Source organism: Mesorhizobium sp. B2-4-3 (assembly GCF_006442815.1).
Classification (GTDB): domain Bacteria; phylum Pseudomonadota; class Alphaproteobacteria; order Rhizobiales; family Rhizobiaceae; genus Mesorhizobium.
Genome location: NZ_VFVL01000037.1, coordinates 43,922 through 60,095, shown reverse-complemented (window position 1 = coordinate 60,095; position 16,174 = coordinate 43,922). Strand labels below are relative to the sequence as shown.

At 59.2% G+C, this 16,174-nt stretch carries 15 protein-coding genes; 11 read left to right on the top strand and 4 right to left on the bottom strand.

Annotated features, from left to right (window positions below):
- From FJ956_RS26565 to FJ956_RS26550, 4 genes are all read right to left on the bottom strand, one after another.
- The coding region (locus tag FJ956_RS26565) for an ABC transporter ATP-binding protein (RefSeq protein ID WP_140682186.1) at positions 1-621 on the bottom strand (621 nt) is incomplete at its 3' end.
- 28 nt (positions 622-649) lie between these two features.
- Entirely contained in the window at positions 650-1,693 is a 1,044-nt protein-coding gene (locus tag FJ956_RS26560; protein ID WP_140682184.1) for an ABC transporter substrate-binding protein, read from the bottom strand.
- A gap of 99 nt (positions 1,694-1,792) precedes the next feature.
- Complete coding sequence (locus FJ956_RS26555; RefSeq protein WP_140682182.1) at positions 1,793-2,755, bottom strand: carbon-nitrogen hydrolase family protein; 963 nt, start codon at positions 2,753-2,755, stop codon at positions 1,793-1,795.
- Positions 2,756-3,112: 357 nt separating this feature from the next.
- Complete coding sequence (locus tag FJ956_RS26550; RefSeq protein ID WP_140682180.1) at positions 3,113-4,021, bottom strand: LysR substrate-binding domain-containing protein; 909 nt, start codon at positions 4,019-4,021, stop codon at positions 3,113-3,115.
- Between the two features lie 453 nt (positions 4,022-4,474).
- Between FJ956_RS26550 and FJ956_RS26545 the strand changes: the two genes are divergently transcribed.
- The 11 genes from FJ956_RS26545 (at position 4,475) to FJ956_RS26495 (ending at position 16,155) form a co-directional block, all read left to right on the top strand.
- On the top strand, positions 4,475-5,512 hold the full coding sequence (locus tag FJ956_RS26545) for a C45 family peptidase (protein ID WP_140682178.1): 1,038 nt from the start codon (positions 4,475-4,477) through the stop codon (positions 5,510-5,512).
- Positions 5,513-6,012: 500 nt separating this feature from the next.
- Complete coding sequence (locus tag FJ956_RS26540; protein WP_140682176.1) at positions 6,013-7,245, top strand: Xaa-Pro peptidase family protein; 1,233 nt, start codon at positions 6,013-6,015, stop codon at positions 7,243-7,245.
- 118 nt (positions 7,246-7,363) lie between these two features.
- Entirely contained in the window at positions 7,364-8,482 is a 1,119-nt protein-coding gene (locus FJ956_RS26535; RefSeq protein WP_140682174.1) for an FAD-dependent oxidoreductase, read from the top strand.
- Positions 8,439-8,759 carry a (2Fe-2S)-binding protein gene (locus tag FJ956_RS26530; protein ID WP_348641109.1) on the top strand — a complete coding sequence of 107 codons (321 nt, stop codon included), beginning with the start codon at positions 8,439-8,441 and terminating at the stop codon, positions 8,757-8,759. The genes FJ956_RS26535 and FJ956_RS26530 overlap by 44 nt, the downstream gene beginning before the upstream one ends.
- Positions 8,756-10,153 carry an FAD-dependent oxidoreductase gene (locus FJ956_RS26525; protein WP_140682171.1) on the top strand — a complete coding sequence of 466 codons (1,398 nt, stop codon included), beginning with the start codon at positions 8,756-8,758 and terminating at the stop codon, positions 10,151-10,153. Before FJ956_RS26530 ends, FJ956_RS26525 begins: the two co-directional genes overlap by 4 nt.
- A gap of 186 nt (positions 10,154-10,339) precedes the next feature.
- Positions 10,340-11,521 (top strand): NAD/NADP octopine/nopaline dehydrogenase family protein, encoded by a 1,182-nt coding sequence (locus FJ956_RS26520; RefSeq protein ID WP_246672184.1) that lies wholly within the window; start codon positions 10,340-10,342, stop codon positions 11,519-11,521.
- A gap of 53 nt (positions 11,522-11,574) precedes the next feature.
- The gene (locus FJ956_RS26515; RefSeq protein WP_140682167.1) at positions 11,575-12,333 is read left to right on the top strand and encodes an antitoxin Xre/MbcA/ParS toxin-binding domain-containing protein; all 759 of its coding nucleotides are present in this window, start codon (positions 11,575-11,577) and stop codon (positions 12,331-12,333) included.
- A gap of 452 nt (positions 12,334-12,785) precedes the next feature.
- Positions 12,786-13,928: a porin gene (locus FJ956_RS26510; protein ID WP_140682165.1), complete on the top strand. Its 1,143-nt coding sequence runs from the start codon at positions 12,786-12,788 to the stop codon at positions 13,926-13,928.
- Between the two features lie 351 nt (positions 13,929-14,279).
- Positions 14,280-15,029: a LuxR family transcriptional regulator gene (locus FJ956_RS26505; protein ID WP_140682163.1), complete on the top strand. Its 750-nt coding sequence runs from the start codon at positions 14,280-14,282 to the stop codon at positions 15,027-15,029.
- 71 nt (positions 15,030-15,100) lie between these two features.
- Positions 15,101-15,703, top strand: a complete 603-nt coding sequence (locus tag FJ956_RS26500) for an acyl-homoserine-lactone synthase (RefSeq protein WP_140682161.1) — start codon at positions 15,101-15,103, stop codon at positions 15,701-15,703.
- Between the two features lie 35 nt (positions 15,704-15,738).
- Positions 15,739-16,155 (top strand): LysR family transcriptional regulator, encoded by a 417-nt coding sequence (locus tag FJ956_RS26495; protein WP_140682159.1) that lies wholly within the window; start codon positions 15,739-15,741, stop codon positions 16,153-16,155.
- The last annotated feature ends 19 nt before the right edge of the window (positions 16,156-16,174 follow it).

The window sequence follows — 16,174 nt, the reverse complement described above, 5'->3', positions numbered from 1 at the left end:
CATCAACACAACGCGATCGGCCAACGTCATGGCCTCGGCCTGGTCATGGGTGACCATCATGGTTGTGATGCCGAGGCGGCGCTGCAGAGCCCGCAATTCGATCTGCATCTCGTCGCGCAGTTTGGCGTCCAGCGCGCCCATCGGTTCGTCAAGCAGAAGGATGGGCGGCTGGATGACAATGGCCCGCGCCAGCGCCACGCGCTGACGCTGGCCGCCGGAGAGTTGACGCGGATAACGGCCGCCGAACGCCTCCAGATGGACGAGGCCGAGGGTCTCGTCCACCCGCTTAGTCCTTTCGGCGGCCGGCACCTTACGCATCTCGAGGCCAAAGGCTACGTTCTGCGCGACCGTCATATGCGGAAACAAGGCGTAGCTCTGGAACACGATCCCCAGGCCGCGCTTGTTGCTGGGCAGCCTGGTGATGTCCCTTCCGTCGAGCTCCACCCGCCCGGTGGTGGGCTGAACCAGTCCAGCCACCATCTGCAGGGTCGTTGTCTTGCCGCAGCCAGAAGGCCCCAGCAGGCAGATGAACTCGCCTCTGTCCACTGACAGGTTGAACTCGTCCACCGCAACGAACTCGCCAAACGTCTTCGTCAGGCTCTGAAGCTCGAGAAATGCCACGCCTTATCTACTCCTAAGCCAACAACACTCAGTGCTGCTCGACTTCACGGTTCCAGCGCTTCGTCCATTCGGGGAGATCCGCGTTGATGACGTTCCAGTCCACAGGCACCAGAGATTTGACCTGTCCGGGGCCATAAACGACCTTCGCCGCGACTTTCGGGTCGAGCTTGACCTTGGAATTGGTCGGTCCGAACCCTGCAAATTCAGCCAGGATAGCCTGCGACTCCGGCGAGAGAATATCCTCCAGAAGCTTGTTTGCAAGATCGGGCTGAGGCGCGCCGTTAACCACACAAGCAGTATTCAGCCCCTGTCTCGCGCCCTCTTTGGGAAAGACAAACTTGACCGGCGCGCCCTGATCCTCGACACCGAGCGTTCGGATGTTGGACCAACCTACGAGAGCACCGTCACCGCTCTGCAGCATCTGCGCCACGTTTGCCTGCGAACCTTCCCACGCCATCACGTTCGGCGCCACATTCTTGGACATGAACTGAAAGCCCGGTTCAATGTCCTTTTCGCTTCCGCCCAAGGCTCTTGCCACCATCACAAGAACTTCCACGCCATAGCCCGAGATCGGCCCGATTACGACTCGACCCTTGAATTTTGGATCGCCCAAATCCTTCCATGATGTCGGGGGAGCCCAGCCGTTCTTGGCGAATACCGCCGTATTATAGGCCAATCCCGTCGCATAGTAGCCATAACCCACTGCCGTGCCGCCGGCCATGTGAGCGTCCGGGTATATGTCGTTGAACACAGCCGAAGCGGGCAAAGGTAAACAAAGGTCCTGTGCTACCGCGCGAGTCATCGGGCCGCTATCAAGCATCATAAGCGAAAGATCTTCATGGCCCTTCTGAGCGATGACTTTGGCGACGGTATCGTTCGAGCTTCCAGGTACATAAACGACCTTGGCGCCCGTCTTAGCTTCAAAGGCAGGAAAGATTTTCTGTTCGTATGCGGCCTGGAGAGAACCGCCTGCCCCTCCTACATAAAGCGTGTCTTGCGCAAACGCAGCCGATGGCACAATCAATACCGCTGCCAAAGCTGACAGTGTTGCAATGCGAAAAGTGGTTCTCATGTTTTCGTTCCCCTGTTATCTGGAGTTGTTTTTATCAGTCAAAAGACTGAAGTGGTTCAAAGCGATCGAGTGGTTGCTTTCGGTCGCCAACTTGCTATCTTAACCATTGAAACGTTGCTGTTGCTTCATAGCACCTCCCTTTTGTGCTTGAACTGCTTGCTTTGGGCTCGTATCAATCTCGAGCCGAAAGATGTCGGGCCGCGCATAGTGACCAACGACATCAAAGTCGAACTTGCCGCGGGCGATCTGGCGCATGTCGAGGTCGGCAGTCAGAATGGTTTCCCCGCTGTAATCAGGCCCTGCCAGTACCCGGCCCAGCGGATCGACGATGACGCTGCCGCCGCGCATCAGCACGTCGCCCTCTTCGGCGTCGACGTGATTGTGCATCCCGGCAGGAAAGTTCGCGCGTGTCATGAACTGGCAGGACGACAACACAAAGCAGCGGCCCTCCAGGGCGACGTGCCGCATCGTCGCAGTCCACACCTCACGGTCATCGGCCGTCGGCGCGCAATAAAGCGCGATGCCCTGGCCGTACATTGCCATGCGCATCATAGGCATGTAGTTTTCCCAGCAGATCACCGCGCCCATCTTTCCCCACGGCGTATCGACGGTCGTGAGCGTCGAACCGTCGCCAAAGCCCCAGCAAAGACGCTCAAGGGCGGTGGGCATCAGTTTGCGGTGCTTGCCGAGCAGCGAGCCGTCCGGGCCGAAAAAGAGAGCCGTGCAATAGACCGTCCCGCCGTCGCGCTCGATAACGCCGATCGTGACGAACATTTTGGCCTCGCGCGCTGCCTCGCCCAACACTGCCGTCTCCTTGCCGGGGACATTGATGGCGCTCTCGAAATAGGCGGCGTACTCATCCCGGCCTTTGTCTGTCCGGCCGCCCAAGTAGCATCCGAAACGCGCTCCGTGGGGATATCCTCCTATGAAGGCTTCGGGGAAAACGGCGAGTTGCGCGCCGCGAGTGCCGCACTCCAGGATCAGTGACACGGCCTTGTCGATCGTGGCTGAGGTGTTGCTGCCAACAGTGGCAGCCTGGACGACACAAGCCTTTATGAGCATCAGCGTCTACGTCCGGTGTTCATACAAATCCCGCTTTTAGCGCCGCGCAGTATCATCTTGCCAGGATTTGCATGTCCAATCAGAAATGACGGGACAATCATACCGAAACGTTATGTGACTCGTCGGCATAACGCGCTGCATCCTTGCGACGGCAATGCCAGCGATGAAGGCTAGAGGAGGATGCAGCGCGCATCAGGGCCGCTCACTGAAGCTTCGTGCGTCCGGGATTGAGCGTAATAGCGCAACGTTGCCGTCGATCTCGCATATGTCGCGGGCGGTAGAGATTTTCGGAAGGCTCACATGCGTGCGACGCGGCAGCGGCGAGGCAACTTGCCCGCCGTGTCGAATCTGGATGCTCTACAATCCTGGTGCGTTCCTGAGGCGCGCAACCTCCTCCTGCAGCGCCTTCATCGTTTTTGTGACGATTGCAAACGGCTCCCTTTTTGCCGGAAGCACGTAAGCAAACTCATACGGTATTGACGGTCTGAGAGGCTTTACCGTTACGCCGGTCGCCTTCGCATCTTCAGCGGTGAACGGGTCCACGATCGACAGCCCCATCCCGGCGCTCACCATGGCGCATGCGACAGTCGTTTGCGGGGTTTGCGCGACGACTTTGGGAGTCACCTGATGGGTTGCAAACATTGCGTCGACCCGAAGGTGCGCGACTGTCGGCGAGTTTGATATAAAGGGTTCGCCCGCGAAATCCTTGGGCTCCAGAAAGGGTCGGGAGGTGAGCGGGTGGCCGCGAGGCAACACGACAACGAGCGGCAGAGTCTCAAGCTCGACGACTGAGACCAATGGATGCTCAGGGACTGTGACAGCTACTCCAAAGTCGCATTTCTCGTTGACGACATAATCGATAACGCTCTCAGAGGCCAAGCCAAAGATCGATGGCCTGCACTCCGGAGCATGCGTGACAAGCTTCGAAATGAACCGAGGCAGATATCCATTTGCAAACGCCGGGAATGCGGCAATGCGAATAGACTGCATTGGCTCTTGTCGAAGTTCAATTGCCAATTGCATTAGCCGATCGAGGCCAGTGAACAAACGTTCAACTTCCGAGAACATAACACTAGCCTCGCGCGTCGGCACGATGCCGGATCCCGCCCGCTCGAACAGCCTGAGACCCAGTGTTGCCTCAAATTCCTTAATCAGACGGCTAACAGCGGGCTGAGTGAGATGGAGCATCGAGGCTGCGCGTGTGATGCCACCAGTAAGCATCACCGCGCGAAAGGCGGCCACCTGTTTGGGGCTGATCGTCGGCATATTCCATCCCTTCAGCGCCAGCGGCTGATTTCAAAAACGAGGGGGTGCGAACATTAGAAGTGCAGCTATGGGGGTTCGCAGGCCGGCCAGTTCGCGTGTTCCCCCGACATAACCTCCTGCCGGCTGTTCAGGCCAACGCGTTTACGCCCGATCAAGGCAGAGCTTTCACAGCATCAGGTTTTCGCATGCAAGCCCAAGAAATTTCGATTTGACATTCGAACATAGCGAATCCGAAAGTGGGCAGCAACATAAACAAATTGTTCGTCGCCAACAGTTTTCGGATTCAGCCGTGGTCTATATCGCCACCCTCCAATCCTTTGAGGACGGTTCCAGCACAACACGATCGTGCCACAGCTTCTCCGACCGAAGCCGTATTATGCGATTGATGTATACTGAAATTGGCTGGCCGTCGGGAAACACGTTGCGACGTGTGCGTCCTCAGGAGATCGGGATATGAACGCCGAAATGCCAATCGTCGTCCTGGCGGGTGCCCCTTTTGAACGTGGTGTCGCTCATGGCTCTCGCTTTCAAGGCGAGATCTCAGCGATACTTCAGCGTGATCTCTACTCTCTACCAGAGGAAGAGCTTTCAGAGGCGCGAAGGCGTGCGACCGTTGCATTTGAAGCGATTCGTGCGCTTTCACCCCAGGTTGCCGAAGAGCTTGCGGGCATCGCTGAGGGAGCGGGCCGCACGGTGCCGGAGATCGTGCTTCGTAGTGGCTTTGAACTGCTTACGCCTGTCAGCGAGACGGGATGCAGTGCCCTTGTCACTAGGACAAGGTCGGGAGCAATTGCCGCTCAGAACTGGGACGGTTTGCCCTCCAAGCATTCTGATCTTGCTTTGTTTTTGCATTTCTCCCCAAGCGGATTTCAGTTCGCGGTTGTCGCCTCGTTCGGAGGGCTTGGCTTCGCCGGGATGAACAATCGCGGTCTTTCACTCGTCAATAACGACCTCATTTTGAAAGGGTCGAGAGACGGCATTCCGAGCCAGGTCGTTCGCCGGGTTGTTCTCGACCTGCCGAACGTCAAATCCGCAGCCGATCGGATTTCGTTGCTTCCCCACATGGGGGGGCGCTCCTATCTACTCGCCGATCGAACGGGCGAGATCGCAGCAGTGGAAGTGTCCCCACGGAGTGGGGCAAACTTCCTCGCGACAAGTGATATCCACCTGCACACGAATAACGCACTACTACCTGTGACGCGCACAGAAGAAGATACGAAAGCGCTGCTCGGTATGTACCCATCGTCGGCTGCCCGGCTTTCTGCCCTGCGAACAGCAGTCGAACGCGTGGATTTATCCGTCGACGGGGTGAAACAGGTTCTGCGCGATGAATCAGGGGCGCCAGACGCCGTTTGCAAAACAGCTTCTGCCAACGAGCTAACTGAAACAGCGTTTTCTATTGTGATGGATTGTTTCCGCGGGGAAATGCATCTTGCGTCGGGCAAACCATCCGTCAACGCCTATCGAAAAATCGTCCTCCCTGTACGATGAGCATTGCTTGATGGGACGCCGAAGCACGGGCGAAATTCTTCAGCGTCATAGGCAGCGGACGTTACCTCCAATTTCTATCCAGGTCTGATTTCGTTTCCAGCGTGGGTCTTGGCCGTCGGGCTATCGACCGGGCTAGTCCAGAGCTCGACGGCATCGCGCATCGCGAGCGACTGTCGCGGGTGAAGGTGTTGGAAAACTGGTCGGGTGCCTGGCAGGCGATCTGGGAGTGCGGCGCGCCTGCGCTCTGTATCCCAGCCCTCTCAGGTGGCCAACATGCACTCCAACCCAAATGTATTGCAGTTGGGTGGTGCCAATCCCAGAGTGTCGGGGCTCGTAGCGGGTCTGGGACTATTCAATCATAACATTCAAGCATGAAGGCCATCGATAATTCGATTAGACCATCAAAATAAGGCTAGTACGATACTTGCTGTGATCTGCACTCCGCGAGGCATCGTGAGTGTGCGGAGCTGTTAAAGCCGCCGTTGGCGAAGGACCGAACCATGAAAACAAACCAGGTATCCAGCAATGGAGCGTCTACGCTAGTCGTCGGACCTCTCCCCCCCGCTCCGGATGTTCCGGTAGACGAGCTCGCAGCCCGCCTCGACAGCGTTCGTAGGGAGATGGAAGCCGACCAAGTGGACGCGATCGTCCTCACGGACGTCAAGAACACCCAGTACTTCACTGATTTCCGCTCGTTCTCCTGGTACTTCAACTCGAGGCCATTCTTCGCCCTGATAACCGCTCAGGATCTGATTATCTTCGCAGCCGGCTACGAGCAGGCCTTCATTGACGGAAAGCCGCGCGCGTTTTCTGCACGCTACTACGACGGCTACATCAACGAAGGAGCGACGGCGGTGGCCGACACCGTTCGCAGCCTCTTCAAAGGAAAGTCGCCGAAGATCGCGATCGACTACGGCGAGGAAATGTTTGGTCGCGGATCGCTGACCTTGGTCGATGCCTTGCGCGAATTGTCGGCGGGGAACACCGTAACCAGCGCGTCGCCGACACTGTGGCGTGTTCGCGAAGTCAAGACGCGCTTCGAAGCCGAGCTGAAGCGCACGGCATTCGCCATCTGCGACGACGCATTCAACCAGACGATCGCCCGGGCGCACATTGGCATCACCGAATACGAGATGTGGAGGATGATGCAGGCGCAGAACTTCCTGAACGGCGCGGACAGCGGGGATCCGTTCCCGCTCATTTTCAGCAAGGGCGACTTCACTTATGGCCGCCCCCCATCCTCGCGCTGCCTCGAAGATGGCCATTACATATGGTCCGATTTCCGGGCGACTTACGGTGGCTATTCAGCAGATCGCAATCGCATCGCGCGCGCCGGCGATCCGGCCGCCTGGGAGCGTGACACCTATAAGGCCATCCGCGAGCTGACGATCGAATATTGCAACGCGGTTCGTCCGGGCATGACATGCTCGGAAGTTTTTGCCATTGGCAGCAAGCTATGGGAGCCGTGGGAGGCGGGTAACAAGTTTGCTTTCCAGACCCCCAGTTCGTTGTCGAGAAGGTATGGACATTCCAGCGGATTTGACATCGTCGAAGTGCCTTCTTTGGGGCCGTACGACCACACGGTGATCAAGCCCGGCATGATTTTACACATCGAGCCGAAGCTCCAGCGCGACGGCGCCGTGTTCCAATGCGAGGAAGCGTTCTACGTTCTTGAAGACGGCATTGAATTCTTGGCGCCGCTCTCGCCAGAAGAGCTTCCGATCATCCGGTGAAAGGCTGCTCATTCGCCTAGGGCCGCATGATGCCCACTCGCATCTGGTGTCGCTACGAACTGATGCGAGAGGCTATGCACAGACGAGAGCGAGATCTGTGCGGGATGGAGAATGTTCGATGAAGGCAGATGTTATTGTCATCGGAGGAGGGACTGTTGGCGCGGCCATCGCCTACGGTTTGGCGCAACGCCAGCAGCACGTCATCGTGCTGGATGGCGACGACCGCGATCATCGCGCAGCGCGCGCGAATTTCGGGCTGGTCTGGGTGCAAGGTAAAGGCACAAACATGCCCGAATACCAGCTTTGGTCGCGCCGAAGCTGCGAGCGGTGGGCCGACTTCTCGAAGGGGCTGCTAGACATCACCGGACAGGATCTGCACCTCGAGCAAAAAGGCGGCCTTGTTTTCTGCCTGGGTGACGCGGAGTTCGAGGCGCGCCGTACCACTCTCCAAAAGCTGCACAACCAGTTGGGCGGCGAGCCTGCTGATTGCGAGATGATCGATCGCTCCGAGCTTGAAAGGATCATGCCCGGCGTCGCTTTCGGCTCCGAGGTCTACGGCGCGAGTCTCGGCCATCGGGATGGCCATGCAAATCCGCTGCGCCTCCTCTCGGCACTCCATGCCGGGATTCAGAGACTTGGCGGCACCATTGTAAGTGCGACATTGGTGGAGAAAATCCAATCCAATTCCTCTGGCTTTACGTTGGGCGCTGGATTGGAGAACTACGTCGCCCCGCGCATCGTCATTGCGGCAGGTCTCGGCTCACAAAAGCTCGGTGCGCTAGTCGGTCTCGACGTGCCACTTCGGCCCCAGCGCGGGCAGATACTGGTAACAGAGCGATTCGTGCCCATCCTGCCCCTCCCGTGCAGTGGACTGCGACAGACGCGGGAAGGAACCGTGATGATCGGCGCGACGCAAGAGGATGTCGGCTTAGACGCGGCGACCACAGCCGTGGCCGCCGCGAAGCTCAGCACGCGCGCCTTGCGCATCATTCCAGCGTTGGCGACCGCGACGTTAGTGCGCCAATGGGCCGGTCTTCGAGTTCTGACACCCGACGGCTGCCCGGTCTACGCGCAATCGGAAAGCCATCCCGGCGCTTTCGTGGCCCTCTGTCATTCCGGGGTGACGCTTGCGGCCGTCCACGCTGAGACAATAGCCCAGGCGGTGATCGACGGGTCTTTGCCGTCTTCTCTCGATGTTTTCCACCAGAGGCGTTTCGATGTTCCGGAAGCTGCATGATCCCGGGCAGGCGGCGCTGCGAGTTTACATCGACGGGGTCGCGGTGCCTGCCGAGGCAGGGGAGAGCGTGGCCGCGGTTCTGCTACGGCAGGAGGCGGTCTGGTCCCGGTTGACGCCGGTGAAGGGATCGAAGCGAGCACCTTACTGTCTGATGGGCGTCTGCTTCGATTGTCTGGCGGAAGTGGATGGCGTGGGTTCGGTGCAAACCTGCCTCACCACGGTTCAGGACGGCATGCGCATAGCGCGACAGCGCGGAAAGAGGAGCCTAGGAGCATGAAGCCGGTCGATCTTCTCATTGTCGGGTCCGGACCGGCCGGCATGGCGGCGGCGGTGACCGCGCGGCGGACGGGGCTCGATGTTCTCGTTGTCGACGAGCAGCCCGCGCCCGGCGGGCAGATATGGCGCGACATCGAGACCGTCGCTGGGACGGAACGTGGCACCTTGCTTGGCGCGGCCTACCTCGACGGGCGTAGGGCCGCCGAGGCATTCCGCGCCAGCGGCGCGGCCTATGAGCCGGGCGCACAGCTCTGGCAGATCGAGCCCGGCTTTCGAGGCTTTGTGACGAAGGCAGGGGAGGCAAGGATCATCGAAGCCCGTACCATTCTGCTCGCTACCGGCGCGCAGGAAAGGCCTGCGCCGTTCCCCGGATGGACTCTCCCTGGCATCCTCACGGTCGGCGCGGGCCAAATTCTTCTGAAGAATGCTGGACAGGTGCCGGCGAAGCCTGTCTGGCTCGCCGGCAGCGGACCGCTGATGCTGCTTTACATGACGCAGCTGCTTAAGGCCGGCGGAGAGATCGCCGGATATCTTGATACGACGCCACCGGGGCGGCTGAGCTCAGCCTTGCGCTATCTTCCCGGTGCTCTGCGAGCGGTGGGCGATCTCTTCAAGGGGATAGCATGGTCGTTGACTCTGCGAGCATCCGGCGTGCGGCGCATCCGTCATGTCACAGACATCGAGGCCGTGGGAACTGAACATCTTGAGGCGATACGCTTCCGGACAGCCTCAGGTACAGAGGAAACAGTGCAGGCGGATGCCCTTCTCGTACATGAAGGTGTGATCCCAAGTGTGCATGTCGCGCTGGCGCTCGGTAGCGCCGTGACCTGGCGCGACGATCAGGATTGCTACGTTCCCATCCTCGATGCTTGGGGCGAGAGCTCGCAGCCCAATGTCTTTATCGCGGGCGACGGTGCTGGAATCGCGGGCGCGAAGGCCGCCGCGTTGCGCGGTGAGATCGCGGCTCTGGGCATCGCGACCAAACTCGGCCAGATCACGCCGGAAGCTGCGGCCGAAGCCTCAAAACCGGCTCGCGCGAAACTCGAACGCGAATTGGCGCTCCGCCCGTTCCTTGATGCGCTGTTCCGCCCGCGCGAGGCGATCTTCATTCCCGACGATGAAACGGTTGTGTGCCGCTGTGAGGAAATCACCGCCCGCGAGATCCGCGCGATGGCGCGTCTCGGGCGCCCGGGCCCCAATCAAGTGAAGGCCTTTACCCGAGCCGGCATGGGTCCCTGTCAGGGACGTCAATGCGGTTACACAGTGACGCGTATCCTTGCCGCCGCCGAAGGCCGATCTGTCGAGGAGGTGGGTTTCTATCGGATCCGGCCGCCATTGAAACCGGTCACGCTCGGAGAACTCGCGTCGCTTCGCGAGCCCGAAGCGACATCTTGACGACTCCTACTGATCATGTGCTCGGCCATTCTCATCAAGAGACTCGGCTGGCGACGTCCGTCGTTGAGTATCGCGCGGCCGTGGCGACTCGGATCGGATTGTTTGCAAGATTCTTGTTCCCGCAGCAGTGTGCTGATCACCTGGCGGCAATTAGCAGAACTCCAAACAACAAGGGACTTGTACTTGATGATTGCTTCCCGGACCTATGCAGTAATCGGAACGTCTGAAGGCGCCCTAGCGCTAGCGGCCGAACTTCGCCTCGCGGGACACCGCGTTCTTCTTTCAGACCGCCAGGCATGTTGCGAGACTATCGAGAGCCTGGTTGCAGCGCCGGGGCTCGACTTGGATTGCCAAGTCGAGAGTTTCGTGGGCGGGAAGCAGCAAATCCTTGTGACGGGAATTCAAGTAACCGGCGATCTCGCCTCCGCCACTGCCGAGGCGGACGTCATTATCCTGATGACCCCACAGACCGCCTATGAAGAATTGCTTGGAGCTTTTGCAGGGGCGCTTCGACACGACCAGATCATCCTGCTCAGCCCCGGCGGGCTCGGCGGCTCGTTGCTCGTGAACCGCTTAGCCGCCAATGCCGGGGCTAATGGTATACTTGTCGGGCAGACCGCCTCGATGCCCATTGGCGGGCGCACCACGAGCCCGTACGGCCTTCGCATCCTAAGTAAGAAGCGCCTTTTGCCGGTGGGTGTGTTCCCAGCACGTCGCACGCAGGAGCTTCTCGATCGGCTTAAGCGCGATTTCCCGCAACTGATCCCTACCGCGAATGCGCTCGAGTGCGGTCTGGCAAGTGCAGCGCCGGGCCTGCATCCCATTCCTATGATTATGAACGCTGCGCGGATCGAGGCCGAGGGCCCTTACATCTATGACGGTTACGAGATCACGCCGACCATCGCGCGCGTGATTGAAGCCGTGGATGCGGAACGACAACAAATTCTGCGGGCGCTTGGCGTGAAGGTGACGACATTCGCCGATCTTTTGGAGGAATCTTACGGCGTCACGGGAAGCAATTTCTACGAGGTTGTTCACAACGTCCCAGCCTATCGGCGGGTCAAGAGCCCGCCCGATCTCGGCTATCGCTATCTGAGCGAGGACATTCCTACCCAGCTTGTCCCAGCTGTTGCCCTGGCGCGTGGGCTTGGCGTCGAAACGCCGTTGCTGGAGGCAGTTGTCGCCTTCGCCAATGCCATGCACGGCTGCAATTACTGGGAATCCGGCTGGAGCCTTGAGAAACTCGGCCTTTCCGGTCTCGAAGCCGGCGCGATCAGCACCTTGCTTCTGACAGGCCACACTCGATCGCGTCGTGATGCAACAACAGCGAGCAAGTTGACCCGACCGGCGAACAGGCGAAGTGTTTGATGCGCAAGGTTTTTTACGGCCTAGACGTTTTTTCCGCAGGGGGAAGCCACGGAATGACCAGATCGCCCGACATTGGAAAGGAGCCCCGCCAGGACGAACTCTCAAGCCTAGTGGCGAAGGAAGTCGTGCGGGTCCTGGCCTGCTACGACGAGGTCATGAAGGAACACGGTCTATCTGCGTCATGCGTTGGGGATTGTCGGATCGCCCCTGGCAGGTTGGCTTCGCCGGCGCGCCAGCAGGCGATCCATGACGACCTGGCAGCCCTGGCCTCGGGCTTCGTCGACAGGCTCGCGGCTGAGGCGACGCGGCGCCTCGATGCCGGCGCCGGCGAAACGGCCCCGCCAGCGGCGCCAGCCCGGGAGACACCAAGGCGTCCCACCCCAAGAGCGGGCGACCGGCAAGGCGACTTCATGCGCATCCAGGACTGGGCGGGGCAAGTCGCCGGGCCGACATACCTTGAGGAGCACTACGGCATACCGCGGTCCACGCTGCACTGGTGGCAACGGCACAACGACGTGGTCGCATTGCGGAAAGGCGCGCGCAAGCATGTGTTCCCGCTGGCCCAGTTCGTGGACTGCCGGCCAGCGCCGGGAATACGGCAGGTGCTCGCCTCGATCGGCAATCCCCGGCTTGCATGGCTCTGGCTGACACGCCCCTGTCCTCTCCTGGACGGCCGCGTGCCAATTGAAATGCTCAGGCAGGACATGCCGGAAGAGGTGATTTTGGCAGCAGGGGAGTTCGCCTCGAATGCCGATCTGTTAGCGCTCGCGGTCATGGCGAGCGACGGGGCTTCAGGGGGCTGCACCACTTGATCGATCAAAAAAGCCGAGGGCGACCTGGGACGATCAGCTTGGCAGCTGATTAGCTGAAGGGCTTGCCGGGGTTGGCTTGCCCCAGTCAAACCAATTCAATCAAAGTGATGGCATCTATCCCATTCGGGTAGGAATCCCGGCAAACTGGCGGGGCGCGCCACCATGTGCGGTCAAAACGTGCAATTTTGTCCAATTGTCCAGATAGTTCTATTTGTATAGTTCGTATTGATAGTCCAAGTATTGCTTGCAGAATTTGTGATATAATCGCAACTATATTCATCAAGTGAGCGAAAAACGCATTTATAATCTTGAATTATTGAGCGCGATCGATAGCACTCAAGCTGCTGGGAAGCGGCGTGATGCTGGTTTCTCGGTTCTGGGGAATGGGAGGGATTTAGTCGTTCAGCAACGACAGCCTGGCCCTTTTTTTAATCTTTTGAGTGGAGATCAAAATGAACATAAAGAGCCTTCTTCTCGGCTCCGCGGCCGCGCTGGCAGTTGTCAGCGGCGCCCGCGCAGCTGATGCGGTCACAGTCGCCGAGCCCGAGCCCGCCGAATACGTCAAGGTATGCGATGTCTACGGTGCCGGTTATTTCTACATCCCTGGCACCGAGACCTGCCTTCGCGTCGGCGGCTACATCCGCTACGACGTCAAGGCAGGTGACCTCGGCAGTTTCGACGGCGCGCAAGCCTTCGACCATCAGGACGGAAGCGTCAACGATACCTGGGCAAAGAACACGCGCTTCAACCTGAAGACATGGACCGCTCAGGAAACCGAACTCGGCACCCTGAAGACCTACACCGAGACCCGCTTCAACTTCGGCAACACCGCCAAGAGCGGCCTCGGCCTCGACGCCAACGGCGTTGGTGCCTACAACAAGCCTGTCTCGCTGAACTTCGCATGGATTCAGCTCGGCGGGCTACGGGTGGGCAAGGACGAATCGGCCTTCGATACCTTCATCGGCTATGCCGGCAACGTCATCGACGACACGCTCGTTCCCTATGGCTCCTTCGACACCAACGTGATCCAGTACTATTTCGACGCCGGCAACGGCTTGTCTGCCGTGGTCTCCCTCGAAGAAGGTTCCAAGGCATTCACGATCGACAGCTATGTCCCGCACGTTGTGGGCGGCGTGAAGTACAAGCAGGACTGGGGCGCGATCACCGGCGTCGCTTCCTATGACAGCAACTATGACGAATTTGCCGGCAAGGTTCGCCTGGACGTGACCGCCACCAGTCAACTCTCGCTCTGGATCATGGGCGGCTATGGAACCGACAACAACTTATCGGACTTCCTCGGCAATGGCGGTCGTGGTTTCTACAAGCAGTGGTACGGCCACTGGGCGATCTGGGGTGGCGGCACCTACAAGATCAACGACAAGACGTCGTTCAACACCCAGATTTCGTATGACCAAGGCAAGAATCTCGGCATCGCTGCGAACGTTGCTTATAGCATTGTGCCGGGCTTCACGATCACGGCAGAAGTCGACTACCTCAATGCAGGCAAATTCGGCGACGCGGACTTCAGCAACTGGACCGGCGCCGACAAGAAGAGCAGCATCGGCGGTGTCCTTCGCTTCCAGCGCTCGTTCTAGCGGACTGGTAGTGAGCCAGGTGCTCGCAGCACGCAAAAGCGAGCACCAAGCCATCGGCGGCTCCTCTCAACACTGCTAGGGTCTGTACTCCCTGGGCCCAAGCATGCCGCCGGTGCGAAGGGCGCCCTTGGACAAGGCGCCCTTCGCTCTTGCCATTTGTCCGTTCGACCGGCGAACCAATACGGGAGAGCCAGTCTGGAACGAACGCAGCCTTGCTCGCCGACATCATCCGGGCGGGGCTAGGACAGGCGGCACGATTACTATGGCGGACCAATCGGTGGCGGCGGGAAAAGAAACTGGCGGGAGGACACGCGCGCATTCCACAGCTGCAGGGATGATCAACTTGTAATCATGAAAGAAAACGGCACCTGGCGCAGGCGTCTCGATGATACGTTTGAATTTCTGTGCAGAATTCGGCGGAGTTCAACCCAACAAGAAATCTGTCAATGCTTGCTTTGCTATGCAGAACGATTTGGCGCTACCAACCTGTTGGCAGGACCTATTCCCCCACCTCGTGCCTTGAGGCGTGAGCAGGTTTCTCATGTCCTGCTCGACGCTTGGCCAGAACAATGGTTCGAGCGATATTTTTCAAAGGGCTACCTTTATCGTGATCCAACAATCCAGCTTGTAAATCGCGGCAGCAGTCCATTCCGCTGGAGCGAAATTGATGAAATGTGCCAGGTCGGTTCATTCGGCCGGCGGGTTATGGACGAGGCGACCGAATTCAAGTTGCGGGAGGGGTTCACAATACCATTCGCCACGTTGGAAAGTCAGGCGGTAGGCTTCTCCGTCGCAGGCGAAAAGCTGGACCCCGATCCTCACGAGCGACTTGCCTTCCAGTTCGTTGCTGCCTGTGCCTTCGGCTCCGCGGCTGTTCTCGCCGACGGAAAACGAAACTCGAAACAAGTCCAGTTGTCTCCACGACAGACGGATGTCCTGCGCTGGGCCTCGGAAGGCTTCACCGTGGACGAAATTGCTGATCGTCTCAGCATCAGTCGAAATACGGCAGACACTCACCTGCGATCAGTGCGGGTGAAGCTTGGGGCGACAAGCACTATACATGCTGTTGCGGAAGCTTTTCGCCGCGGCTTGATCGCCTAGCTCACGCAATCGCGTGATGCCGCTGGCTTGCCGGAAGGAACATTGGTTGGGTCTCGAAATGGAGGACAACCATGCTTCTTGTGGTCACGGCGCAGAATTCGGGAAAGTACCAGGTGGAGTTGGACCAGGCGTTCCGCCTCCGCCATAAGGTGTTTGTTGAAGAAAAGGGCTGGACGGATCTTTGGCGCGAAGACGGTCGCGAGATTGACCGCTTTGATGATGAACATGCCGTCCACATGCTCTTTACCATCGAGGACCGTGTTGTCGGCTACCAACGGGTGCTGCCATCGACGCGCCCTACCCTACTGTCTGAGGTGCTCCGTGACCTGTGCGACGGGGCGCTGCCGGTCGGAGACACCATCTGGGAATGGACGCGATACTGCGTCGAGCCGCAGTATCGCGAGCGCGGAAGGATGCTCAGTCCTGTCGCGAATGCGCTTCTCTCGGGCATTGTCGAGTGGGGCCTCTCTAGCGGCGTCGACACAGTCATCATCGAAATGAACCCGCTCTGGATCCTGCGTCTGGTTCAATTGCACTTTAAGGTGACGCCGCTTGGGGTTCCAAAGCTCGTCGGTGGCGAAGAGACCGTGGCGGTGACTGCAAGGTTCGACGAACGAACACTGCAGAGGCTTCGCGAGACGCGTAGCCCAAGGACCAGCGATCCGACCTTGTGACTGCGCGGGATCGCGGAGATCCCAAGGGAGGAGCAATGTGGCGCTCCATTCAGCTGGTCACCCTTTATTCGATGGTCGTTATCGCTGAGGAAGGTAGCTTCCTCGGCGCCTCGCGACGATTGCGAATTCATCATTCCGCGCTCAGCAGGCGCGTCAAGCATCTCGAATTGATATTGGGAGTGACCTTGCTCGAACGCCATCCGGGCGGGGTCAGGGCGACGGCTGCCGGCCAGCGTTTCCTGGCCAAGCTGCGCTGCATTTTGAAGGACTTGGACGACATCCTTCGGCAAATTGAGCCGGCAGGGCACGGGAACAGTGACCAAGCATCGGCCGGATCGAATGGCTCCGCTTGCAATTGCGCGCTTCTCAATGCGATCGCCCGGCCGATGGGTCATGATCACGCAATGGATCCTCTCATAGCACTTCTCAGGGGGCAGTTTCCTGCGCCCTGATTCCATCCTATCGTACTCA